Origin of the sequence: Aquimarina macrocephali JAMB N27 (assembly GCF_000520995.1) — a bacterium.
GTDB classification, from domain to species: Bacteria; Bacteroidota; Bacteroidia; order Flavobacteriales; family Flavobacteriaceae; genus Aquimarina; species Aquimarina macrocephali.
This window is the reverse complement of record NZ_JACA01000054.1, coordinates 38359-65196: the sequence shown is the minus strand read 5'-3', so window position 1 is coordinate 65196 and position 26838 is coordinate 38359. Positions and strand designations below refer to the sequence as shown.

Here is a 26838-nt window from a genome sequence, read left to right as displayed (position 1 = left end):
TCCTCGAACTGGACTATTGCATCACAACAATAATATATGTGTACCAGTACACATATATCTATTATATTTTTTCACAAACCTAGAGGGTTTCTAATGAACTTAGAATCATTTATAGCAACTTGATTATAAATTTCTGTTGTTTTTGTATTACTATACGTTTTGAGGAAACATAGTGTTGGTGATTTAAGCATTAAAATATTTACTATCCCATATAGCAGTATTAAAGTTTTTTCCAAGTGCAAACCCATAAAATAATACCACCGCTGCTACTGATTTAAACATAAAGAATAAAATCATGATAAATGTTGATGTAGTATTATGTTTTGTGAACATGCCTTCTGGAACCATAAAAGTGAGTAAAAGACTTACTAAAAAGGTGAGTATAAGTAAATTTTCAAAACTTTTAAAAAACCACATCACCAATTTACGCAATGGATGCAAATCATTTCCCCATTTATGAACTAAATAAAAATAGTCATTACCCATAGGGGCAAAGAGTAGGGGGTCATCAGCATTTTCTAATTTAAATAATTTAGAAGGTGCAATGATTTTAAATCCTTTAAGCTCCGTTTGATGCTTTTTCTCAAGATTTTTAATAGCAGAAACTGCAGATAGCGGTAACTTTCCTTTAAAATATTTAGAATCCAAAAAACGTAACCGATAGGTAATACAGGTTTTTTTGATTTGATCCAGATGATAGATTCTTTGTGTTTCTACATGATCAAGATCAAAAATATTCTGAACTATGCTAGAAGAGGTTTCCAGGTTTTTAAGAATTTGATTCTCGTGTTTCTCTTCTTTCAAGAAGATTTTAAGTACTTGTTCTTTCCAGGTAGAGGCATTACATTCTTTATCCCGTAATTTACCAAGTTGTTGCTCTATGTTTGTTCTGGGAAATAACATCTTCTTTTTTTAGCTTTACTAAATTAGTAATTAGGGTTAAGTTATACAAGATTAAAGAGATAGAGTTAAGTTAAATATAGTTGACAATAGTATCTCTAATATAGACCATGAAGGTTTTTAAAATCTTCAAACGTGAGTTTGATATAACAAAATTTATGTCAGTCAAAGTGATTTTCGATACAATTTTTCTCCATTTCATTAGGAAAGACCACTCAATTTGACGGTTTTTTAAATTAAAGCTTTACATCCAACTCAGTTTTCTAGATCTATGAAAGTATTTTTTATTGTGGTTTAATTAAAAAACTACAGTACGCGATTAACAATGATCCCTGTATTGTTTTTTATCTTTTTAAGATAATCAACCAATGGCAGCGTAGAAATCTCTACCTGGCCTTTTGAAGAGGCATGTAATAAATGAATTCTCCCATCTTTTTTACGTATGGCAATTCCTGTATGTGTAATATCTAATCCTTTAATTGAAGTCGTTAATGCTATAATATCACCAGACATCATTGATTCTTCATATTCTTTAATCTGATCTTTTGGTAAAAAACATACCGATGATTGGCTAATATTAGTTTCAGATTGTTGTATGCCTTTAAAGTTTTTATCGTCTTTAAGAAAAGGGTAAAGTTCTCGATGCGTACTCATAAAATTAATATCTTTCTCTATTTCTATTCCGCCAATATCTCCTGTAATATTTTTTAAAATACCTTTTTGTTCGTTATTGGTAATCCACTCAGAGAAATAGTGTAATCGTGAAGCATACCCATCCAATTTTCCATTTTTGTAACGTACCTTTTCAAGATAGGTGGTATAGGTGTCAAAATCATCTTTCTCATTTTTAAGCATTAGACTTAAAACCAGTACATTTTCTACAAAAGTAGTACAATCTAATCCTTGAAAATTGATCACTAGCGACTCTTTTGATCCTATTTCCAGGGTTTTGGCAGCATAAGGAGTTCCTAAAAAAGTTTTTCCAACAAACACCAGAGTTTCTCCAAAAGCAGTTTTTGGAGTATATTCTTTTTTTAGAGTAGTAATCCTTGTGGTAAAGATTTCTTTATCCTTTGCAGAACAGATAATTTCTTGTGCAGCTATTGAATTTACAACTATAAATAATAATAATAAACTTTTATATTTCATTATAAATTATGTATTCGAGGTTATTATAGATTAATACTTTGTGTAAAATACAAAAATAGAAGAGTATTGAATACACTAAGAATAAAGTTTTTTGATATTATTTAGAATGATTCTTTCAAATTGGAAAACGCCCTCGGTTTTCCGGGACGATTCCAGTGAAGTAGAAAAACATGCCGGAAAATCAGGGATGATTTCAGTGAAACAAGAAAACGCTCCAGATTTAGGGAGGCTATTTCAGTAGATTTAGAAAATACCCCAAAACATAAGAGATGATTTTAGTAAAACTGTACAATATTCTGTTTTTTTTCGTTTTCCCAAAGTCGCGAGATTAAGCTAGGTGAATTTAATTTACTTTATAGTTATAGATATTTTTCTTTAACACATTATTATTTTGATCTGACACATAATCTAATTGATTAAAGCTATCATAGTGATAGTTTATTTCTTCTTGTCTGGCATCGATTTCTGAAATAATATTTCCGTTATTATCGTAAAATGATAATTTGATCATAGCATTTGGTAATCTATTGTAGAGTTTCTTGAGCTCTATTTTTAGTTGATCAGTTGTTAAATTTTGGAGTTGACTATAAGTTACATCCAAATTATTTACAACATCATTAAATCGAACATTATCAATGGTTGCAACAGAGCGTTTATTGTTGTAGCCTGAAAGATTAACAGCATATAAACCTTTACCATTAGTTGTCTCTTCTACAACTCCTTTATTGCTTATTTTTGTAATTTCACTTTGTAACCTTAAACTATTTTCATTTGGCCCGTTATACTCTTTTTTTGGATACAATTTTCCAGATTCATTAGCCCATTCAACAAAAGAGACACCAGTAATTTTATTGTCAAATTTATAAATTCTCTTTGAAATTGGACTAGTCATATTAGAAGTTTTAAAAGCATTAGAGTTTTGATATGCATATTCTATGAATTGTTCCTGGATTTTACCATCACTATCAGTAGTTATGATTTTACTGGGAAGACCTTTGTCGTTATATTCATGTTTTTCTGTATTTGTTATCCAAGTATGTTTTGAGTTGTTGTAAAAATGTGATTCATTTGTTTTTTCATTAAGTAATAACCTATTTCCGATATGAATCGGTTTATTATCTGAATTATTAGCATATAGATTTGCACCTATAATTAGTTTATTATCGCTTGATGTTATTGTTTTTCCTTCTGTGTCTTTTACTTCGGTACGTGTTAATAAACCTGTTTTTCTTATATCGTTGAGTCCTGTGTCATAGTAATTAAATGTTTTTCCTAAGCTTGAGGTTCCTGCTCCTTTTCTTTCTTCAGTTACCTCGGCATAATATATAGCATTGTTCGCTAGAATGTTTGGATTATTATAAGAATATGAAGTTATGATATTATCATCAAAGCCATTATTTATGTTTATGGACTTTACTACAATATCATATACATTTTTATTAATTTCATTTTCATGAAACCTCTGTATGTACAACAAAGTTTGTGCATTAATAACTTTCTTCTCAAGAAAATAATCATCTGAAAATAAGATTAGATTTTGATAGTCATCCCGTATTATTTTCTTTATACTCCCATCTTTTTTATCGATATAGAGATACCAACCGCGATCTCGCTGTACTATAGTCTTATCCATCAATTTGGTTTTATAAAATCCGTATCGATAAAAATTTCCATTTGCATCTAATGGATCAGCATTATATGTTTCTTCTAATTGTAGATTGGTAGTATTGCTTTTGTATATTTTTTTATGCGTTAAAGTATAGTCTCCTATTTCCCATGGGTAACTATATTTCCATGGTTCGGGCAAGGTCATTTCCGAAAAGGTATTGAAATTGGGATCAAAAAGAATTATAAATCTAGTGTCATAATTACCTGGGCCAATCCATTTACTTGTGTATATTCTATTTATACCAATTTTATGATAATCATTAGCTACAGAAGGGCTTTTAGATTCGAACCATTGTTTTCCATTATAAAAATCAAATCCACCATTAAGATTTTTATATATTCTATTAAGAACAAATTTACTTGAAAAATCATTTTCAGTAAATGTGATATCGGATAAACTGATATTTCTTGCGGCTTGGGGATAAGAACCAGAAGCTGATCCTGAAAGAGTATAAGGTTCTAAACGAAATGAAGAATCCATTTGGAAACTTAATACATTTCTTGAAATTAAATGCCGAACATTTGTATTTGGATCTATATAATACCAAGTAAAATTTAAATGGTTTCCTGTTACATTTATATTACCAATACTATTAGTATTGCTGCCATTAAAAGAATTCATTTTTTGCCACTCAGAGCCATTTTGTACTAACGGAAGAATTTTTCCTTCTGTCGAAATTATAAGAACATAATCATCATTAGTTATTAATGATTTAACTTTTTCTGGAGGGATTGATGTTTCAAAGTCGTTTTGTTTCCATGAATATCCATCTTTATCTAAAGAAAAGATTCTAATTTTTTCTTTAAAATAATACCCAAAATAATCTTTACCTATAAAAGTTTTTCTATGATTACTTAGCCCATGTTCATGGTTTACAGATAATTTTTTTCCTCGCCAGTCTTTTCCATCCCATATTCTAATTAAAAAATAGGCATTACCACTAATGGCTGGAACATATTTTACTAACGCATTACCATCATTTAACGAAAAATATTCTCCTTTGGTTGGACTTGGATCTAAGGGGTCTATTTCGTAACCATTAGAATTTTGAAATCCAGAAAGATATACTTTTGGGGCATTGTTATGTAGTAACTTATTTTCATATTGATAAGTTACTTCAGAACCTGTTGTGTTTTTGATTTTATGTATGGTTCCTTTAAATACACCTGTTGTATTATATATAAAATTTTGTGGGTTTAAAGATTCATTGTTTTTGTTATATGTTGTTATCTGAGTTAGGTACCTTTTGGTAAATAAATTAACTCCCACATTTTCATAGCTTAACTGATATCTCATTAATGTCTCACCACCATCTCTTTTTAGAATAACATTATCAAGATATTTTTTCTCATAGCGTTCTTGATAAGCATCAGGTTCACTTATATCTGTATTGGGCTCATGATATTCTTGCATAGTTGTAGTATTTACCTTGTTAAGGTAATTAAGTTCAATCTTGTCTCCAGAATTGGATTCTATTTTTATCAAATAGGATGCTTCTGTGTGTTTTGGGCCGAGGTTATCTGCTTGGATAGCCTGATCGATTGTTTGATAATAAAACTGTATTTGATCATCCCATTGATTCGTGATTTTTGATAAATTCCATGCAAAAGTTTGAAGCGTACCTCCTGATGCTCTAGAATCTCCAATCCAATTGTTCCAATGAATAATATTTTCATTAGCTTTAGTCGCAACATTAATATTAGAATCACCATAGAAATAGCGATCTCCATTATCCTTGACAATTAACCAATAATTATGATTTCTATAATACGTAACATTCCAATTAGGAAGATTTTCTACTTTAAACTCATAAAGATTAGGTGATACTTTTTTAGTGCAAATTAGCTTTTTTAAACCACCTTCTAATAAAAAAAACTCATCATCATCTCTATACCCTGTCTGTTTATTGTCTGCAATAATTTTTGAAGTATTAATACTCCAACCCAATCCAACTACTCCTGTTGCCTTTATTTTATTAGAATACTCAACATTCTTTATGGCTTTACCGCCATTAAAACTCAAATTAAGTCCTGCTTTTAATCTATTAGAAGTGATTTCTGTTACAGGTACCGTATAATTTACCTTACCATTAGCTTGATTAATTGTACTGGTAGATAAATTATCTATTATAGATATAGGATCAGGATTTACTGTTAGATCAGAATCTTCTTGGCTACTTGCAGATTTTTGCTGTACAGTTGGTTCTTCTCCTATTTTAGCCTGAGTAGGATCATCGGCATCATACCATACCGTTTGAGCATTGAATGCTAGTGAAACAAGAAAAAACAAAAATGTTGTAATTATATTTTTAATTCTCATTGTGTTTTAATTTATTCTTTTACTTAAAATATTGTTTATACGATTACCAATCGGCTTTTTGATTTTTTAACTCTTCTGGCATTTCTTGTTTTATATAAATGTCATGTATATAATGATTTTCTTTAAAAGGAGATTTTCTAATTAAGTGCAATGTGTCTCCTTCTATCAATGCCTGATAGTAGTATCTATCCATACTCCCAAACAACGATACATTTTGTCCTTGAAAAAACTCAATTTCAAACTCATTAGAACCCATAGTATAAAAGCCTTGTTTTCCGAAATCAAGATTTAACCACTCTTCTTTAGATCCTATTATTTTTCCATTAGTTACATTGCTTAAATATGGAATACTATAAAGTACATGTCCAGTTTTGAAAAATCGTAAATACACCTGGTCTTTTTCCTGAGTGATGATATCTTCTTTTGAGTTGCTAAAAGAATTATTTTGATTGTTAAAGGAGAACTTCATTTTATAGAGTACTTCGGTATCTAAAACTCTTTTGACCTCTTCATTAGAAATGTTTTTTAAAGTCCAATGCTTTTCATTTATTCTTAATCTACCTAAGTCATCTTTTTTACCATAGTATGAAGAGCACGAAAAGATAAATGGAATAAGAAAAACGAATTCAAATATTTTAAATCTTTTTACCATAGTGTATAGGGGTTATTATATGAGTTGTATTGAAAATATACAACACTTCTGTTATGTGTCATTATAAAGCCTGGTTGTTTAGCAAAAGCAATATTATGTGCTCTTAAATTTTGAATCAAGTGACGGTTTCGTTCAGAATTCCATCCAACTCTATATCCTTTATAGGCAAAGTATTGCGCTCCAAATCTATATTTTGGGCCTTCTTCATCAACATAACGATGGGGATATGTTTCTCCATACAAAGGGACATGGAGATTCGCTTGGTTTAGATCATTTCTTTTAATGTTTCTAGCGACTCCTTCTGTTAGAGGTCTATTCAACTTCTCCTCATCTTTAGTATAATTATTTCTAAACCCAGTAAAAAGATTAAAACCATAACTAAAATCCCCATAGCTTAAATTTAATGCAGCTGTACGGTTGCTATCTCCTCCATTACCAAGAGAAGCTGTATTTTTACGTAACCCTATATATTGAAAAGGGAAACCATCATTTTCATATCTAAAACCAAACTTACCAGAGGTGAAATCTAACCCTCCGACTCTTTGTCCTCCCAGATCATCATTAAACTTAGTAGTATATAAACGAAAACCAGTATTACCATCATTCCATCCTAATGAATAAGATAATCTAGATTCATTAGATACTGTTCTAGGGCCTTTATCTACATCAAATTTTCCAAAGCTAGTAACTCCATATCCAATAGCACCTTCAAAATTACCTATGCGTCCATTTAAACTCGCATTAACTCCCCAGCCTCCAAAGTTGGATCCCCAACTATAAGTGGGGTTAAAAGATAGGGTAACTCCATCACCTTCAGAATCTCCGGTAGCTACACTGTTAAACTGAGAATATGCTGCACCAAAAGCAGCATTTTCTACACTATCATATCCTGCAAAAACACTTTGTGCGGCTCCGGTTCCAAAGGATTTAAAAAAATCTTCCCAATTATTAACATTTCCTTGTGCTGCATCAAATGCGGTATAAACAAATGCTCCAACAAGGGCTGCAAGAAAAGAGAACTCCCCATTTGGATCAACCATCATTATGGGGTTGTTTCCCATCGCTAAATATGGACTGCTAAATTGCCCTTGAGGATCTACGGCAAACCATCTACCTAATGAAGGATCATACATACGAGAACCAAAATCATAATGATCTAAGCCTCCTTCTTTTTGTAATTCTTTACCTTGGAATTTAAAATCATAATCACTCGCGATTGGTGTTTGTATCTCCCCAGGATGTATTAATCCGAAGGGATAATAATCTGTTTTAGATATAACTTCATTAGTGTCAATAACACTATTATTATTAAGGTCTGTATATGCTAGTCTATTATTTCCTAGATGATCGGTATAAATGTAGGCATATTTAAAGCTGTTACCTTCTTTAAAAACAAATCCTTCTCCCTGACCAAAAAACAGTAAGTTAGCATCTTGATATTGAAAGTCACCTAAATACTCTGTAGTTATTATCTGATTGTCAGAAATGAACCTTTTATATAATTTGGCTCCTGTAGAATTATATGCAATTTCTAATTTTTCACCACTATCAAAGGTTACCGTACTAGGTAAATTAAGATAATTGTAGTTAATGCTAATTCCTTTATGATTGTCTCTGATAAGATTTCCGTTATTGTCATACACATAATCATTAGTATTTGTAGCATTAGAATCTTTAAAACCATAATTTTTGTTTCCCGAATCTACTACTTTAATAAGTTGATTACCTTTATACTCGTAATTTAAAATATCCATATCGACATACGATGAATTTTTTTGCCAACCATTTCTTTTCAAAGATGTTATGTTTCCGTTGTGGTCATAATTTACTTCTGATAACGTATAACGATTAGTATCGTTTATTGCACTACTTGAAAAAGCAGCTTTAGATAATCGTCCTAAGTTATCATATTGATAATCATATGTTTTTTTGATATTACTAATGTTAGACCTCCAGTTTATTCCAGAAATCGTACCTGTATATAACTTGTCTACCGTAGGATTTGCATCGTTATAAAGAGTTTCGAACGCGAATAAATCAGTACTTAAATTTTGGTTGGGGTCATTAAGTTTTTTAAGCCAGCCTCTTATGTTTTTTGTATACTCGATTTTTTGTAATGATAAACCAATATTTGTTTTGCCACCAATTTCTTTACTTGTTAACTCCCCTAATTCATTATATATATACTTACTAATATGTTCTTCTGATTGAGAATTTACCTGATGATACTGATCTGTTAATCGACCGCTATTATCATATTCAAACCTATCAGTAATTTGTATATTAGTTGAATTAGATGTTCTCTTATGATTTGTTATCGTTTTTTTAATCAAGCCGGTAAAATCAATTTCCGTTTCTACAATAGTTGTACCTGTAAGATGATTCTTACCATAAACTTTTATCTCTTCTGCTTTATAATTATAAAAAGGATATGATTTAGTCCAAGTGTTTGATCTGATAGTTTTTGACCAACTGGCTGTAGGTAACCCTTTAGTTCTTAGAGAGACTTCTTGACCAAGAACAGTTGAGGGAATGGTTGGTTTATCTGGATCAGTAAAAGTGTAATCATCATAATAATTTACCGATGTGATTTCTACTATACCTGTTTTTGGAAAGGCATTATTTGTATAATTAATTAATGCTTCTCCAACATTAATAACTGAATTCGTCCTTTCTTCAATATTAGATTTATTTACAGAGCTAACTATCGCATTATCGACTTGAGATTGTAATTCTTTTTGAGATAAGGTGCTAGTGTATTTTCCACTATAAATATTTCTACCAATAGCATCATATTTATTGAACATCCATAGACTCTGACTTTTTAAATTATAATCTTGAGTAAAAATGGGCCTGTCTAATTGATCATATACTACATATTGCCAATCTTTCCCTGGCATTTTTTGAGCAATTTGCCTATTATAGTTGTCATATTTATATTGGTACGCTTGATTATCTAAAACCTCTTTATAGTTAGAAACGATTTCGCGTTCAAAAGGAATTTGAAAAGAGAAATCAATATTTTTAATGATAGGAGGTGGATTGGTATTTGATCTGATACAGAAATAGCCATTTTTTAGATATGCAATATAATCTGTATTGCCAATGTCTGTTGATATATTCCCTAAATCCATATCAGGTAAGTTACCTTGTATAAAAGCAATTCTACCAATTTTTATAGACATATTATAAAAATAAGCATGTGCATTTATAGTAAGAGTAGTATTGGTAATAGAGGCTTCTAAGGAACCTCCTGCTGGGCCTACTTTATTTGGATTTTCAAAAAAGCGTGTATAATGCCAATAAAATCCATTGTTTCCATTTAATGTTCCAAATTCTTTATCACTTATGCTAGGGGGAAATATATAGATTAAACGACCAAACTCATCATATATGTATCTGGTTACGAGTTTTTTGGTAGTATTTCCTTCTTTTATATAACTTACTTCCGAAATTTTTCTTCCATTTTTATCAGTAAACACTTCTTTGGTATTCAAATGACCATCAGTAGATTTCCAATTTTCATTTTTGATTATTCTTTTGAATAGCTCATTGGCTTTATATGTTTTATACCCAAATAGGGGATCGTTATTTGCTATTTTTAAATGAACTTTACCTGTTAGATGGGCTCCATTAGTAAGTGTTATAGATTGGGATACAGTATACGTTTCATTACTTACTGGGTGATTAAAAGTATAACTGGGAGGAATGTCTAAATCATCAGTACCATATTTTCTTATTTCGAGATCTGTATTAGTTCCATATTCAATTTTATTGGTATGTCCAGATGATATTTTCCAATCATTACCTGGTGCAGCAGATTCTAGTACTCTACTTAATGGAGAATTATCAAAGCGTTGTTGAGAATAAGGATTATCATCTCCGTACTTATTTTTGTAATACGTTTCAATTTGAGGTATCGGATTACTTATAAAATTACCGGTACTTTGATCAGAAGCTAATGGTAAATATGTTTTTTCTGTTCTCCCAAATTGATCATATATATAATGTTGCACAATATCTTTGCCATTAGGGTTTTGACCTAAAGCATTGGATTGTATGGGCCTCCCTAATCCATCGTAGTAGGTAATATTTTTAAGCACAGATGATACTGTGACAGTATCCAGTTGACTTACTTTCATTGCTTCTTTAGGAACAACAGACATGGTGAAATTCTTATCCAAAGATTGGGCAGTAGATAGTAAAGAAAACATACTTAGAGCTAGAGAAAAAAGCGATTTTTTCATAAAATATAGAGAAGATTATATAAATTAAAATTTGATACAATAAGGGTAGGATAGTGCTAAGATATAAAAGAAAAACTATAAAAATTTGATGAAATCATGTTTTTATAAAAATTTAATAATAAGAAATCATTGTTTGTTATATTATTGTTTGGTAATAGTTTGATAATTAGAATATAATGTATTATTTACTTAATTATAAAATCGAAAAAAGCAACCGAAGACACCTCTTTGATTGCTTTTAAAACAGAATCATTATTTAAAATTTATATAATCGTAGATTGTCCTACGTGTATATTCTCAAAATTGATATTAGAATCTTCAGGATTCAATATGTAATCTGAAATAAAATCTCCTACTTTTTCTGTGGTAAGCGGATTGTTAGGGTTTAAATCAGAAGTAGTAAGATTTAATTCTAATGCTTTTTCTACAGCATCTCTAATTGCATTGGCTTCTCCCAATAAATTAAAATGTTCTAATAACATAGCGGCAGATAGAATTGCAGCAATTGGGTTAGCTATTCCTTTTCCTGTAGCCTGTGGATAAGACCCATGAATAGGTTCAAACATGCAACAGGTATTCCCAATAGAAGCAGATGCTAAGAGCCCAATAGATCCACCAATAACACTAGCTTCATCAGAAATAATATCACCAAACATGTTTTCAGTAAGAATTACATCAAATTGACTAGGGTTTAGTATCATTTGCATTGCAGCATTGTCAACAAATAAAAAGTCCAAGACTACATCACTGTATTCTTCAGCGATTTCAGTAACTACTTTTCTCCATAGGCGAGATGATTCTAATACATTAGCTTTATCTACCAGAGTAAGTTTTTTTCTTCGCTTTTGAGCAGCTTTAAATGCCAAATGAGTAATACGTTCAATTTCTTCTCTAGAATATTCACAAAGATCAGAAGCAACGTTACCATCATCACTTAATTCTTTTTTACCAAAATAGATCCCACCAGTTAATTCACGATAGATAGAAATATCTGTTCCTTCAATGATCTCACGTTTAAGAGGAGATTTGTCGATTAAAGTAGAGTAGGCCCTTACAGGACGAATGTTAGCATAAAGCCCAAGTTCTTTTCGTAATTTTAATAGCCCTTGTTCTGGGCGAACTGGAGCACTAGGATCGTTATCATATTTTGGAGCACCAATAGCACCAAATAAAACAGCATCTGTTTGTACACAGAGTTCTAATGTCTCATCTGGTAATGGGTTTCCGGTTTTATCAATTGCAATAGCTCCTACTAATCCTTCTTTAAAAATAAAGGAATGATCAAAGTTATGTGCAATTGCTTCTAATGCTTTTATAGCCTGTGCGGTTACTTCTGGGCCAATACCGTCTCCTGATAATACTGCGATATCTAATTTCATAAGTTTTTTCTTTTTGTCACACTGAACACTTGTCGAAGTGTTTTTGTTCTTGATTGTAGTTTATAAGGCTTCGACCAGCTCTGCCTGACAACTTATATATGTTTATATTTTTTCGTTTTCAAATTCTTCTATTTCTGCCTTGTTACTGATTAAAAAATCAATATCATCATAACCATTAATAAGGCAGGTTTTTTTGTATGGGTTAATCTCAAAAGTTGAAGAAGAACCAGTAGCGAGAATAGTAATTTTCTGAGCCTCAAGATCTACTTCAATTTGTGTATTGGCATCTTTTTCGATTTCATTAAATAAGTCTTGTAAGTATTCGGGAGTTACTTGAACGGGTAATACCCCATTATTAAGAGCGTTTCCTTTAAAAATATCTGCAAAAAAACTAGATATAACTACTTTAAAACCAAAGTCGTTGATTGCCCATGCAGCATGTTCTCTACTAGAACCACACCCAAAGTTATCTCCTGCTACTAATATTTTACCTTTATAAGTAGCATCATTCAGTACAAAATCCTGATTTATCTTTCCATCTTTATGAAAGCGCCAATCTCTAAATAAATTTTCTCCAAATCCATCACGGCTAGTAGCTTTTAAAAACCGCGCTGGTATGATTTGATCTGTATCTACATTTTCTATAGATAATGGTATAGCAGAGGATGTTAGTTTGGTAAACTTATCCATAATCAATTTAATTGTTTAGTAATATCAATAATTCTTCCTTCTATAGCTGTAGCTGCAGCAACCAGAGGGCTTGCTAAAATTGTTCTTGCACCTTGTCCTTGTCGTCCTTCAAAATTTCTATTAGAAGTAGATACGCAATATTCTCCTTCCGGAATTTTATCGTCGTTCATTGCCAGACATGCAGAACACCCAGGTTGTCGTAATTGAAATCCAGCGTTTTCGAAAACATCTTTTAACCCTTCTTCAACGATTTGCTGTGCTACAAGTTGTGATCCGGGAACAAACCAGGCAGTTACATTGTTGGCCTTTTTCTTACCTTTAATATAGTTTGCTGCAATTCTAAAATCTTCGATTCTACTATTGGTACAGCTTCCTATAAAAACATAATTAACTTCTTGATCTACTAAAGATTGTCCTTTCTCAAAATTCATATACTCTAATGACTTTTCGAATGAAGCATTATCTTGTACAGGTATATTTTCTGAGATTTTGATTCCCATTCCGGGATTGGTACCATAAGTAATCATAGGTTCTATATCTGTTGCATCAAAATGATACTCTTTGTCAAATACAGCATCTTTATCTGTAGGTAATGTTTTCCAGTAGGCTACTTTTTTGTCAAATTCGACTCCTGCAGGAGCAAATTCTTTTCCTTTTATATATTCAAAAGTAGTTTCATCTGGAGCAATCATTCCTCCACGAGCACCCATTTCGATACTCATATTGCAGACGGTCATTCTGCCTTCCATTGACATATCTTCAAATACATTACCAGCATATTCACAAAAATATCCAGTACCGGCATTGGTACCAAGTTTTGCGATCACATATAAAATTACATCTTTAGGTAATACTCCTGGTTTTAACTGCCCATTTACATTTACTCTAAGGCTTTTAGGTTTTTGAAGCAGTAAACACTGACTAGCAAATACTTGCGCCACCTGACTGGTACCTATACCAAAAGCAATGGTTCCAAATGCACCGTGTGTAGAAGTATGGCTATCACCACAAACCATAGTCATACCTGGTTGTGTAATACCTAACTCTGGTGCCATTACATGAACAATACCATTGTACTTGTGACCAAGGCCATATAGTGTAATTTCATTTTTCTTACAGTTTTTGGTAAGCTGCTCGAGTTGATTTCTGGATAATTCATCTTTAACAGGAAGATGTTGATCTTCTGTAGGAGTGTTATGATCTGCAGTAGCTACAATCTGATCAGGTCTGAAAACAGGAATCCCACGTTGCTCTAATTCTCCAAATGCTTGTGGGCTAGTAACTTCATGGATTAGATGTTTATCAATATATAATATTTGTGGGCCGTCTTGTATCTCTTTGACTACATGTGCATCCCATACTTTGTCAAATAAAGTTTTCTTCATATGTATATAAAATACCTACAAAAACACTAAAGCTTTTGTAGGTTTTTAGTATTATTTTATGCTACTACAGTAGCTACATTAGTATTTTTCATAATTTGATGAATATCTTCATCGATAACTTCTTTCTTAAGATCTGCAAATTTCAAAAATTCTGAATAAACATCATCTAATTGAAGTTTTGATAATTCATAACCAACTTTTTTTGCTCTGTAAGCCAGTGCAGCTCTTCCACTTCTGGCAGTAAGTACAATCGCAGATTCTGTAACTCCAACTTCTTCGGGGTCAATAATTTCATAAGTTTCCCGGTTCTTAATTACTCCATCCTGGTGTATTCCCGAACTATGAGCAAAGGCATTGGCACCAACAATTGCTTTATTTGGTTGTACCATCATACCCATATGATCCGATACCATTTGGCTTGTTCCATACAATAATTTAGAATCAATATCCGTATTTAGATTTAAGTATGGATGTTGTTTCATAATCATAACTACTTCTTCTAGAGATGTATTACCTGCACGTTCACCAATACCATTAATAGTACATTCAATTTGTCGAGCACCATTGATTGCTCCTGAAATAGAATTTGCGGTAGCAAGGCCTAAATCGTTATGACAATGACAAGAAATAATAACATTATCTATGCCTTTTACATTCTCTTTAAGATATTTAATTTTAGCTCCATATTCTTCTGGTAAACAATACCCAGTAGTATCAGGAATGTTGAGTACAGTAGCTCCGGCTTTAATCATAGCTTCACATACACGAGCTAAAAATTCATTATCAGTTCTCCCAGCATCTTCTGCAAAAAACTCAACATCTTCTACAAAGGATTTTGCATATTTAACAGCAGCAACTCCTTTTTCTATTACCTTATCCTGAGTAGAATTAAATTTATATTTAATATGAGACTCAGAAGTACCTATGCCTGTATGAATTCTAGGTCTTTTAGCATAACTTAAAGCTTCAGCAGCAACTTTAATATCCTTTTCTACAGCTCTGGTTAATCCACATACAGTTGCGTTTTTAACGATTTTTGCTATTTCACTTACCGAAGTAAAATCTCCCGGACTTGAAACAGGGAATCCTGCTTCTATAATGTCTACACCTAAAAGGTCGAGTCGCTCTGCAATAACTAATTTCTGTTGTGTATTTAACTTACACCCAGGGACCTGTTCTCCGTCTCTTAATGTGGTATCGAATATTTGGACTTTATTATTACTCATAGAAATACAGTGAATTTAACTTTTAGTGTTATCTATAAAAACACTATTATTTTAAAATATTCTTAAAAGATGTTTCTTTAATCTCTTACGAATTTATATTTTGGGAATTCAAAAGAGAAGTATTTGATTACAGGTTTTACAATGCTAAAATCTTTTAATATGAACATAACTACTTTTAAATCAGTTAACTATATTATATTTTCATACAATGACTAATGACCAAAAAGATCCATTGTTTGTTTTAGTGAAATCACTTTCTAAATCAGAAAAGAGACAGTTTAAGGTATATGTAGGGCGTTTAGGAATAAATACTGATTCTAAATTCCTTGCTCTTTTTAATCATTTAGATAAACACGATACGCTGGATGAAGATCTTATTGTTTCTAGAGGTATTGTAACAAAACAACAATTTTCTAACCTTAAAGCTCATTTATATAAACAAATATTAATTAGCTTAAGACTAAGTCCATTACATCAAAATATACGATCACAAATACGGGAACAATTTGATTTTGCATCTATTTTATATCATAAAGGACTATACAAACAAAGCTTAAAAATATTAGAGAAGGCAAAGATACTGGCAAAAGAAAATGAGGAACACAATATTGCGTATGAGATAGTAGAATTTGAAAAAGTTATAGAAACACAATACATAACCAGAAGTATCAATAGTAGGGCAGATGAACTAACTGTGGAAGCCAAGATACTGAGTATGAAAAATGTATTAACCAGTAGACTATCTAATTTATCTCTTCAGTTATATGGCTTAATGCTCAAAAGTGGTTACGTAAGAAACGATAAAGAGCATCAGGAAATCACAAATTACTTTAACGGGAAACTGCCAAAGTATGAATGGAATATGTTGGGTTTTAGAGAAAAACTTTGGTTGTATAAAGCTCATCTGTGGTATAGTTTTATTGTTCAGGATTTTTTATCGTGTTATAAATATTCGAAGAAATGGCTGGATTTGTTTTATGAACATCCAAAGATGATTATTCAAAACCCTGTTTTTTTCCTTAGAGGAAATCATTATTTGTTGGAATCTTTGTATCTAATTAAAGATAAAACGCAATTAAAAACCACCTTGCAGCAATTTGAAAATAGCATTACTAATTCGACTTTTCCTAAAGATGATAATATAGAAGTTTTGTCTTTTCAGTTTATTTATAACAATAAATTGAATGTTCATTTTTTGGAGGGTAGTTTTGATGAAGGAGAATATTTGGTAGAAGAGATTCTTAGTGGAATTTCTGAGTTTAAAAACCGTTTAGATGACCATCATATAATGGTACTTTATTATAAGATTGGTTGTTTATATTTTGGAATGGCGAATCATCGAAAATGTATTGAATACCTAACCAAAATCATTAATAATAAATCTTTGAAGATGAGAGAAGATTTGATGTGCTTCTCCAGAGTACTAAGTTTGGTAGCTCATTATGAAGCAGGCATGGATTATCATTTAGAAAGCCAACTAAAAGAAACATATAGATTCTTAATTAAAATGGATGACCTGCATGAAGTACAAAAAGAAATGATCAAATTTCTTAAAAACCTTGGAGATATTTACCCTCACCAAATTAAAGATGAGTTTAGGAAACTTCATAAAAGGTTAAAACAGTATGAAGATCACCCCTATGAGAAAAGAGCTTTTTTGTATTTGGATATTCTTTCGTGGCTCGAAAGTAATATTGAAGGGAGGCCTGTGGCAGATATAATAAAGGAGAAAGCGAAAGGGCTAATAAGATAACTTAAATTTTATAAAGAGCTGAAAGTTAATTAGTATTTTATATCTTTCGTCCTTTGAAAAATAAATTTGGAATATTTTATTTGATTAAAATACGAGTATTTTAGTTTGTAGTATCCAATGCACAACTTTCTCTGTGATGGTAGGGAATATTGCATGTGGATTATATTCCATTTAATAGTAAGTCGTAATGAATTTATGGATACCGAAAAACTTAACTGCAAAAGGAGTTTTTTATATTTGTTTTTTTACCACATTATCTACTAATGCTCAGATAACAGTGGATGATAGCTCTTTTACTATAGAGCAGTTAGTAGAAGATGTTTTGATAGATAGCCCCTGCGCAACGGTAGAAAATATATCTTCTTTCACAGGAAACAATTTTGGATTTAATGGTATAGGCTATTTTGAATCCAATAATTCTGGTTTTGAGATTGATAGAGGAGTAATTTTAAGTACCGGAAATGCTAGGAGTGCAGTTGGCCCAAATGGCCCAATTGCATTGTCCGAAGGTGATGCTTCGGGGTGGGGTGGTGATAGTGACTTAGGATCAGTAACTAGTACAGTTAATTTACATAATGCTAGTTTTATTCAATTTGATTTTGTGCCAACTATAGATTTTATTAGCTTCGATTTCTTATTTGCTTCAGAAGAATATACCGAAGCCTTTCCTTGTACATTTTCTGATGTCTTTGCTTTTATCCTTACAGATTCATCTGGGAATTCGAGAAACTTAGCGGTGGTACCAGGAACAAATACTCCTATTAAAGTAACTACCGTTAATGAAGGAGTGGATTTAAATAATGATGGAGATTTTGCTGATGTGATTAATCAGGTTTCAGAATGCCCTCCAAGAAACCCGAATTTCTATAATAGAACAATTCGACCAGGAGCCGCTGCTCCTATAGATTTTAATGGATATACAAAAGTGTTAACAGCCGCCGGAAGTGTGGTTGTTGGAGAAAGATATACAATTAAACTTGTTATTGCAGAAAATCGAGATGGGCAGTTTGATTCTGCGGTGTTTCTAGCTGCAGGAAGTTTTAATATTGGTGGAGATCTTGGAGAAGACAGAACATTGGCATCTGGTAATCCAGGATGTCTTGGAGTACCAATTACCTTAAATGCTACAGTAGGAAATAACCCTACCTATGCCTGGAAGAAAAATGGAGCCCCTTTGGCAGCAGGGGACGGAACAACGCTTATAGCAGGAGGAGCTCAATTAGAAGTTACTCAAAATGGAGTGTATAGTGTAGAAGTAAATATCGCTAGCGGATGTTCATCGTCTGATTCTATTAATGTCGAATTTGTCCCTCCTCCAAATATTTTGAATTCGGTACGACTCCTGCAATGTGATGATGATATTGATGGTTTTTCATTATTTAATTTATCTGAAGCGAATTCTTTGATATCGACCAATGCCGCAAATGAGACTTTTTCATATTATTTAACAGAACAGCTCGCTATAGCAGGAAATCAAGCAGATCAAATCACAAATTTTACAGCATACCCTAATCCAACCATACAGACCAGTGTAGTGTATGCAAGAGTAGAATCTATAGCGGATTGTTTTAGAACATCACGAGTTGATCTCGAAGTTTCAACAACCCAGATTCCTGCTAGTTTTAATCTTACATATACTGCTTGTGAGGCAGATGATGTTGATCCTACAGACGGGATTGCAACATTTAATTTTAGTGACGCTACTCCTCAAATAACCCAGTTATACCCTGGTGGTCAAAATTTAACCATTAGCTATTATGAAAATCAAGCAGATGCATTATCCGAACAAAATGAGATAATCGATATCTCCAATTATAGAAATAATTCATCTCCTTTTAGGATTAATCTATATGTAAGAGTAGAAAACAAAGGAGCAAATTCTTGTCTGGGATTAGGAGAGCATATCACCTTGATCGTTAATCCCTTTGAGCCCATTACATTTGAAGATGAATATACATTATGTTTACAAAGTGATGGAGGAGTACTTAATCTAGTGCCCGAAGATCGTATTGAAACAGGATTAAATCCTTCAGATTATACGTTTCAATGGTATACAGGAACTGCACCAGTGGCAGGAAATGAAATACCAGGAGAAATAGATGCTTCTTTTTTACCAGACACTCCTGGGCAGTATAGCGTACTAGCTACAAGTATAGTTACAGGGTGCGAAATATTAAAAAGTACATCAGTAGTAACTTCTTACCCTCCAGAAAGTGTTACGGCAGAACTGTTATCAGGAGCATTTTCTGATAATGCTACTATCGAAGTTACAGTGGTCGGAAATGGAACATATGAATTTAGAATAGATAATAGAGATTGGCAAGCATCTAATATTTTTACAGGGGTTTCAAGAGGAGAACATAGCGTATTTGTTAGAGATTTACGTATGTGTGATGAACTAGAATCTAAAGTAGAAATTGTAGTAGACTATCCAAGATATTTTACACCTAATGGAGATGGATTTCATGACTCTTGGGGGATCACAGGAAGTACAAATGTGATAATATCTCAAGTTTTAATTTTTAATAGATTTGGTAAACTCTTAAAAGATCTTGGTGTAAATGGTAATTGGGATGGAACATACAGCGGAAAACAATTACCAGCAAGTGATTATTGGTTTAAAGTACGTTATGTTGAAAATGGTGTACCTAAAGTATTTAATTCTAATTTCTCATTAATTCGATAAATCTTGTCAAAAAGCAACCAACACTTAAAAAACATACTCGAGTTAAATTTTGCTATGTTGCTAATTAGCACCTCGGGAGCATTAGGAAGGTATATCGATATGCCCGTACCTGTGATTATTTGCTTTAGATCTATTCTAGCAGGGATATTGTTATTTATTTTTTGCAGGTGGAAAGGAATTTCTTTTAAAACAGGAAGTAAAGATCGACCGACAATTATTTTAAGCGGCATATTAATGGGACTACATTGGGTGACTTATTTCTATGCTTTAAAGTTATCTAATGTTGCTATAGGAATGCTCTCTATATTTACTTATCCAGTGATTACAGCTCTGTTAGAACCAATATTGTTAAAAACAAAATTTCAGAAAGGACATTTGCTTTTAGCATTGTTAGTATTACTAGGTATTTATTTCCTGGTTCCTGATCTAGATTTTAGTAATTCATATACAAAAGCAGTAATTTTAGGAATAATATCTGCTTTATGTTATTCACTGCGAAACCTTATTATGAAAACCAAAGTTGGTAACTATAACGGTTCGGTATTGATGTGGTATCAATTAGTCGTTATTAGTATTTTTCTTCTACCTTTCTTATTTATTATGGATAGTTCTGGTATAAAAGATCAATGGTTACCTACACTAACTCTGGCTTTATTAACTACTGCTATCGGGCATACATTATTCCTTGCAAGCTTTAAGCGATTTTCGATTACAACGGCTAGTATTATTAGTAGTGTGCAACCGGTATATGGGATAATTATAGGGATTATTTTTTTAGGAGAAATCCCTGTGTTTTCAACGATTATAGGAGGTGTCCTGATTTTAACATCAGTAGTGATTGAAAGTATACGAACTTACAAGTAGTCAAAAAGGTAATAATCGGAAGCTTAAATCAAGCAATCATTCCAAATAGGATCAGAAGGCGGGGGAGCAGTGACAGATATAGGTTCTTTTTTAACAGGGTGAACAAAGGTTAATTTCCGGGCATGTAAATGAATGCTTCCATCTTTATTACTACGATTTGCTCCATATTTTAAATCCCCTTTGATTATACAACCAATACTAGAGAGCTGAGATCGTATTTGATGATGGCGCCCCGTATGAAGGTCAATTTCTAATAAACAGTAATTATCTAGCTTTTTGATTAACTGGTATTCTAAAACTGCTTTTTTACTATCAGGTACTTCGTTTGTATATGCATAGGATTTATTCTGTTTTGGATTACGCTTTAGCCAATGTGTTAAGTTGTCATGTTTTTTAGGCGGACAACCCTTTACTACGGCCCAATATGTTTTTTGAGCTTCTTTGTTTGCAAATAATGCGTTAAGTCTAGGAAGAGCTTTACTTGTTCTTGCAAACACTACGATTCCACTAGTAGGCCTATCTAAACGGTGTACAACACCTAGGTATACTGCTCCTGGTTTATTATATTTTTCTGCAATATATTCTTTGACAACTTCGCTAAGAGGTTTATCGCCAGTCTTATCACCTTGTACAATATCCCCCGGACGCTTATTGATAACAATAATATGGTTATCTTCATGCAGTACCTGAAGGTTGTTTTTATTTGAAATGATTTTTTTGACCAACTTTTGTAAATAAGGTAATTGAGTATATTCGACTATTAACTAATTAATATTGCTCATCTTCATTAGGGAAATCAACAGCCTTCACATCAGTAACATATTGCTTAAAAGCATTAGTCATTTCTGTATATAAATCTAAATAACGTCTTAAAAACCGAGGGTTAAATTCATGTGTCATTCCTAACATATCGTGAGTCACCAACACTTGTCCATCTACACCATTTCCTGCTCCAATACCAATGATAGGAATAGTAAGGCTTTCGGCTACTTCTTTAGCCAATTTGGCAGGTACTTTTTCAAGAACGACGGCAAAACATCCTGCTTTCTCAAGCATAAGAGCATCTTGTTTTAATTTTTGTGCTTCTTCTTCTTCTTTTGCCCGTACAGTATAGGTTCCGAATTTATATATAGATTGCGGGGTAAGACCAAGGTGTCCCATAACCGGGATACCAGCATTAAGAATTCTTTTAATAGATTCCTTAACTTCTTTTCCTCCTTCAAGTTTTACGGCATGTCCTCCTGATTCTTTCATAATCCGTATTGCAGAACGTAAAGCTTCTTTAGGATCACTCTGGTAACTTCCAAAAGGTAAATCTACAACAATCAACGCGCGATCAATTGCTCGAATTACAGAAGACGCATGATAAATCATTTGATCTAATGTAATAGGTAGTGTAGTTTCATGGCCTGCCATTACATTAGAAGCAGAATCTCCTACAAGAATAACATCGACTCCGGCACCATCAACAATTTTGGCCATAGTATAATCATAAGCGGTTAGCATAGATATCTTTTCTTTGTTAGCCTTCATCTCAATAAGAGATTTAACTGTAACGCGCTTATAATCTTTTTTTGCTGTAGACATTTTGAATTGTTTTTTTTAGGATTGTAAAAGTAATCAATTACCTATATGGTAACAAGTGTAATCTGTTTTTGATTTTTCTTTAATATATTGAAGTGAAAATTATGTGGCACAGAAGTGATTAAAGCCTTATTTTTATACCTATCCAAAAATAATGAACATTATGTATAAAGTATCGATATGGGTTATTTTATTCTTCTCATGTAGTATTTTTTCTCAGAAAAATATATCTAAAGATGATCAAAACCGCTATAAAAAAGAAGTGAAACAAACTGTTTTGGACTTTTTTGAAGGGTTTCACGCTGGTGATACTGCTAAGATGAAAACTACTATAGATAAAAATATAGCAGTACAAACTATAGTGAGAACCAAAGAAGGGGAGATAAAAACAGTAAAAACTGATATAGAAAAAATTTTAACAGCTATACAAAATAGGCCAGCAGAACAAAAATGGGACGAACGTTTACTAGCATTTAAAATTGATGCAGATTCTGCAATTGCAAATGCCTGGACTCCTTATGAGTTTTATGTCAATGATAATTTTAGTCACTGTGGTGTAAATGTATTTCAACTATTTAATGACGGTAAAACCTGGAAAATTATTGCTATTGCAGATACCAGATTTAGAGAGGGGTGTAAGTAAAAATATATTAATTAAATACCAGTAACAATATAAGTTTTGACCTTTGTGTTTTATTACTGGTGATTTATAGATTAACAATCACTAAGATTTACTTTTACTGCCAAACCACCTTCACTGGTTTCTTTATATTTTGTATTCATATCCTGAGCGGTTTCCCACATGGTTTCAATTACTTTATCCAAAGGGACTTTAGCATTTGCGGCATCTGTATCCAAAGCCATTTCGCAAGCATTAATAGCTTTTATGGCTCCCATTGCATTTCGTTCAATACAAGGGATCTGCACCAATCCAGCGATAGGGTCACATGTTAATCCAAGATGATGCTCCATTGCAATTTCACTTGCCATTAATACTTGTTCTGGAGTACCTCCCATAAGCTCGGTTAAAGCGCCAGCCGCCATTGCGGACGAAACTCCAATTTCTGCCTGGCATCCTCCCATAGCTGCAGAAATAGTAGCTCCTTTTTTGAATAGACTGCCAATTTCTCCGGCAACCAGCATAAATTGTTTTACATCATCAAAATTTGCATCATGATTTTCGATAACCATATAATACATCATTACAGCGGGTATAACACCAGCACTACCATTAGTAGGAGCGGTGACAACACGACCAAGAGATGCATTTACTTCATTGACTGCCAAAGCAAAACAAGATACCCATTTTAATATTTGACGAAATTTTACTTCAGTATTTCGAATAGCTTCAATCCATTCTGTTGGAGTAGTATAAGCAGTAGTACCCATCAATTTTTTATGAGTATCATATGCTCTTCGTCTTACATTTAATCCTCCAGGTAATGTGCCTTCTGTATGACAACCAGTATACATAGATTCTAGCATTACCTTCCAGACTTGTGCAATCCTTTCATCGATTTCAGTATCGCTTTGTAATGAGCGCTCATTGTCGAGAACAATTTCGGATACTTTTTTGTTTTTTGATGTACAATACTCTAAGAGATCAGTTGCCTTATGAATAGGCATAGGGAATTGTTTGAAAGCAGTAAGCTTTTTTTCTTTTCTTTTTCGTTCTTCTTTTACTACAAAACCTCCACCAATAGAATAGAAAGAAGATGAAACTTTTTTTCCATCTTTCAGTTTGGCATGAAAAGTCATACCATTAGGATGAAACTCTTTGAACTCTCTATTAAAAATAATTTGTGTTTCCGGATCAAAAGATACTTGAAGCTCACTATTAAAAGGGAGTTGCTTAGAAGTGTTTATGTTTTCAATAATAGTAGCAATTGTAGAAACATCGATAGTTTGTGGATCATAACCACATAAACCAAGAATTACAGCAATATCTGTTGCATGACCTTTTCCTGTTAATGATAATGACCCAAAAAGATCAATTGTAATAGTTGAAACAGATTCAAAGAGTTCTTTTTCTTTTAGTTCTGCGATCCATCGTCTTCCAGCACGCCAGGGACCTAATGTATGTGAGCTTGAAGGACCTACGCCTATTTTCAGCATATCAAAAACACTGATGCATTCCATAATACAAAATTATTGATAAAATTTCGGGGGTAAATATAGTTTTTTGGCAACAAAGAAACTCATTTTTTAAAGAATAGTTAATATTGTTTTCTTTTGCCTTTGTGATCAATTCATTAAGAAGACTAAAACAATAATGACATCCTGTCAGATAGATCGTAATGGCATAATCATTGACCTAACAGCAATAAGTTATTAAGAATAATAGTATAACAATTTAAGATAAAAATGAGTAAAATAATAGGAATAGACTTAGGGACAACCAACTCTTGTGTTTCTGTAATGGAAGGTAATGAGCCTGTAGTAATCCCTAATGCCGAAGGTAAAAGAACTACCCCTTCTGTAATAGCTTTTGTAGAAGGAGGAGAAATTAAAGTAGGAGACCCTGCAAAACGTCAAGCGGTTACAAATCCAACTAAGACTATCTCTTCTATTAAGAGGTTTATGGGAAATAAATTCTCAGAATCTTCAAAAGAAGCTGAAAGAGCAGCTTATAAAGTTGTAAAAGGAGATAATGATACACCTCGAGTAGATATCGATGGTCGTTTATATACACCACAAGAATTATCTGCAATGACACTTCAGAAAATGAAGAAAACAGCAGAGGATTATCTTGGTCAGGATGTAACTAGTGCAGTAATTACTGTACCTGCCTACTTTAATGATGCACAACGTCAAGCTACTAAAGAAGCTGGTGAGATTGCAGGCCTTAAAGTAGAGCGAATTATTAATGAGCCTACAGCAGCAGCTCTGGCATATGGACTTGATAAAAAAGGTACAGATCAGAAAATCGTTGTATTTGATTTTGGTGGAGGTACACATGATGTATCTATCCTCGAATTGGGAGATGGTGTTTTTGAAGTGTTATCTACAGATGGAGATACACATTTAGGAGGAGATGATGTAGATCAAAAAATAATTGATTGGTTAGCAGAAGAGTTTAAGGCTGATGAAAATATGGACCTTAGACAAGATCCTATGGCATTGCAACGTCTTAAAGAAGCTGCAGAAAAGGCTAAAATTGAATTGTCATCTTCTTCGCAAACAGAAATTAATTTACCATATGTTACGGCTACAGCAAGTGGGCCTAAGCACTTGGTAAGATCATTAACTAAGTCTAAATTTGATCAATTGATCGATGACTTAGTAAAAAGAACTGTAGAGCCTTGTCGTACTGCACTTAAGGCAGCAGGATTATCTACAAGTGATATTGATGAGATTATATTAGTTGGTGGATCTACTCGTATCCCTGCAGTGCAGGAAGCAGTAGAAAAATTCTTTGGAAAAGCACCAAGTAAGGGTGTAAATCCAGATGAGGTTGTTGCCGTTGGAGCAGCAATTCAAGGAGGAGTATTGACTGGAGATGTTAAAGATGTACTTTTATTAGACGTAACTCCACTTTCTCTTGGTATCGAAACAATGGGTAATGTAATGACTAAGCTTATTGATGCTAACACTACGATCCCCACTAAGAAATCACAAGTGTTTTCTACAGCTGCAGATAATCAGCCATCGGTAGAGATCCATGTGTTACAAGGAGAGCGCCCAATGGCAGCAGATAATAAGACAATTGGTCGTTTTCACTTAGATGGAATTCCACCAGCACAAAGAGGAACACCTCAGATCGAAGTTACTTTTGATATCGATGCTAATGGTATTATCAAAGTTTCTGCTACAGATAAAGCTACAAACAAATCTCAGGATATTCGTATCGAAGCTTCTTCAGGATTAACAGATGAAGAAATTGAGAAAATGAAGCAAGAAGCAGAAGCAAATGCTGAAGCTGATAAAACAGCAAAAGAAACTGCAGACAAGCTTAATGAAGCAGATGGAATGATCTTCCAGACAGAAAAGCAACTTAAAGAATTTGGTGATAAATTATCTGATGATAAGAAAAAGCCAGTTGAAGAAGCTTTAGAAGAATTGAAGAAAGCGTATGAGTCTAAAGATTTAGCTTTAATCCAACCGGCTCTTGATAAAATCAATGAAGCATGGAAAGTAGCTAGTGAAGAAATGTACAAAGCTCAGGCAGATGGACAACCTGGCCCTGATGCAGGAGCAGACCAATCTTCTAATGACGATTCTGAAGGAAGTGATGTAGAGGATGTTGATTTTGAGGAAGTAAAATAAGTATATACGAGTTTATATATAAATTAAAATGCGCAGCCAAAAGCTGCGCATTTTTTGTTTTTCTATATA

17 protein-coding genes are annotated in these 26838 nt (G+C 32.7%); 5 read left to right on the top strand and 12 right to left on the bottom strand.

What is annotated here, in order from left to right:
- Positions 1 to 183 precede the first annotated feature (183 nt).
- The 9 genes from Z054_RS0124685 to Z054_RS0124635 all read right to left on the bottom strand — a co-directional run bounded on the left by Z054_RS0124685 (position 184) and on the right by Z054_RS0124635 (position 15616).
- Positions 184 to 903, bottom strand: a complete 720-nt coding sequence (locus Z054_RS0124685; RefSeq protein WP_024772691.1) for a hypothetical protein — start codon at positions 901 to 903, stop codon at positions 184 to 186.
- A gap of 303 nt (positions 904 to 1206) precedes the next feature.
- Complete coding sequence (locus tag Z054_RS0124680; protein WP_024772690.1) at positions 1207 to 2049, bottom strand: N-acetylmuramoyl-L-alanine amidase-like domain-containing protein; 843 nt, start codon at positions 2047 to 2049, stop codon at positions 1207 to 1209.
- 343 nt (positions 2050 to 2392) lie between these two features.
- Positions 2393 to 6037, bottom strand: coding sequence for a protein kinase family protein (locus Z054_RS0124670; RefSeq protein ID WP_024772689.1), 3645 nt, complete (start codon positions 6035 to 6037; stop codon positions 2393 to 2395).
- Between the two features lie 43 nt (positions 6038 to 6080).
- Entirely contained in the window at positions 6081 to 6689 is a 609-nt protein-coding gene (locus Z054_RS0124665; RefSeq protein ID WP_024772688.1) for a hypothetical protein, read from the bottom strand.
- Positions 6683 to 10936, bottom strand: coding sequence for a DUF6443 domain-containing protein (locus Z054_RS30575; protein ID WP_084050580.1), 4254 nt, complete (start codon positions 10934 to 10936; stop codon positions 6683 to 6685). Before Z054_RS30575 ends, Z054_RS0124665 begins: the two co-directional genes overlap by 7 nt.
- A gap of 263 nt (positions 10937 to 11199) precedes the next feature.
- On the bottom strand, positions 11200 to 12315 hold the full coding sequence (gene leuB, locus Z054_RS0124650) for a 3-isopropylmalate dehydrogenase (RefSeq protein WP_024772686.1): 1116 nt from the start codon (positions 12313 to 12315) through the stop codon (positions 11200 to 11202).
- A gap of 102 nt (positions 12316 to 12417) precedes the next feature.
- The gene (gene leuD, locus Z054_RS0124645) at positions 12418 to 13005 is read right to left on the bottom strand and encodes a 3-isopropylmalate dehydratase small subunit (RefSeq protein WP_024772685.1); all 588 of its coding nucleotides are present in this window, start codon (positions 13003 to 13005) and stop codon (positions 12418 to 12420) included.
- A gap of 2 nt (positions 13006 to 13007) precedes the next feature.
- On the bottom strand, positions 13008 to 14390 hold the full coding sequence (gene leuC, locus Z054_RS0124640; protein WP_024772684.1) for a 3-isopropylmalate dehydratase large subunit: 1383 nt from the start codon (positions 14388 to 14390) through the stop codon (positions 13008 to 13010).
- Positions 14391 to 14446: 56 nt separating this feature from the next.
- Entirely contained in the window at positions 14447 to 15616 is a 1170-nt protein-coding gene (locus Z054_RS0124635; protein ID WP_024772683.1) for a 2-isopropylmalate synthase, read from the bottom strand.
- Between the two features lie 208 nt (positions 15617 to 15824).
- Between Z054_RS0124635 and Z054_RS0124630 the strand changes: the two genes are divergently transcribed.
- From Z054_RS0124630 to Z054_RS0124620, 3 genes are all read left to right on the top strand, one after another.
- Positions 15825 to 17369 carry a hypothetical protein gene (locus tag Z054_RS0124630; RefSeq protein ID WP_024772682.1) on the top strand — a complete coding sequence of 515 codons (1545 nt, stop codon included), beginning with the start codon at positions 15825 to 15827 and terminating at the stop codon, positions 17367 to 17369.
- Positions 17370 to 17556: 187 nt separating this feature from the next.
- Entirely contained in the window at positions 17557 to 20055 is a 2499-nt protein-coding gene (locus tag Z054_RS0124625; RefSeq protein WP_024772681.1) for a T9SS type B sorting domain-containing protein, read from the top strand.
- Between the two features lie 54 nt (positions 20056 to 20109).
- On the top strand, positions 20110 to 20919 hold the full coding sequence (locus Z054_RS0124620; RefSeq protein ID WP_051473906.1) for a DMT family transporter: 810 nt from the start codon (positions 20110 to 20112) through the stop codon (positions 20917 to 20919).
- A gap of 23 nt (positions 20920 to 20942) precedes the next feature.
- Here the strand turns inward: Z054_RS0124620 and Z054_RS0124615 are convergent, their stop codons facing one another.
- Together Z054_RS0124615 and panB are read right to left on the bottom strand one after the other, a co-directional pair.
- Positions 20943 to 21644, bottom strand: coding sequence for an RluA family pseudouridine synthase (locus Z054_RS0124615; protein ID WP_024772679.1), 702 nt, complete (start codon positions 21642 to 21644; stop codon positions 20943 to 20945).
- A 43-nt stretch (positions 21645 to 21687) separates the two neighbouring features.
- Positions 21688 to 22506: a 3-methyl-2-oxobutanoate hydroxymethyltransferase gene (gene panB, locus Z054_RS0124610; protein ID WP_024772678.1), complete on the bottom strand. Its 819-nt coding sequence runs from the start codon at positions 22504 to 22506 to the stop codon at positions 21688 to 21690.
- A 151-nt stretch (positions 22507 to 22657) separates the two neighbouring features.
- Between panB and Z054_RS0124605 the strand changes: the two genes are divergently transcribed.
- Positions 22658 to 23146: a nuclear transport factor 2 family protein gene (locus Z054_RS0124605; protein WP_241461450.1), complete on the top strand. Its 489-nt coding sequence runs from the start codon at positions 22658 to 22660 to the stop codon at positions 23144 to 23146.
- 71 nt (positions 23147 to 23217) lie between these two features.
- Here the strand turns inward: Z054_RS0124605 and Z054_RS0124600 are convergent, their stop codons facing one another.
- A complete protein-coding gene (locus tag Z054_RS0124600; protein WP_024772676.1) occupies positions 23218 to 24642 on the bottom strand; it encodes an L-serine ammonia-lyase in 1425 nt (474 codons plus the stop codon).
- A 225-nt stretch (positions 24643 to 24867) separates the two neighbouring features.
- Between Z054_RS0124600 and dnaK the strand changes: the two genes are divergently transcribed.
- Positions 24868 to 26769, top strand: coding sequence for a molecular chaperone DnaK (gene dnaK / locus Z054_RS0124595; protein WP_024772675.1), 1902 nt, complete (start codon positions 24868 to 24870; stop codon positions 26767 to 26769).
- Positions 26770 to 26838: the final 69 nt, after the last annotated feature.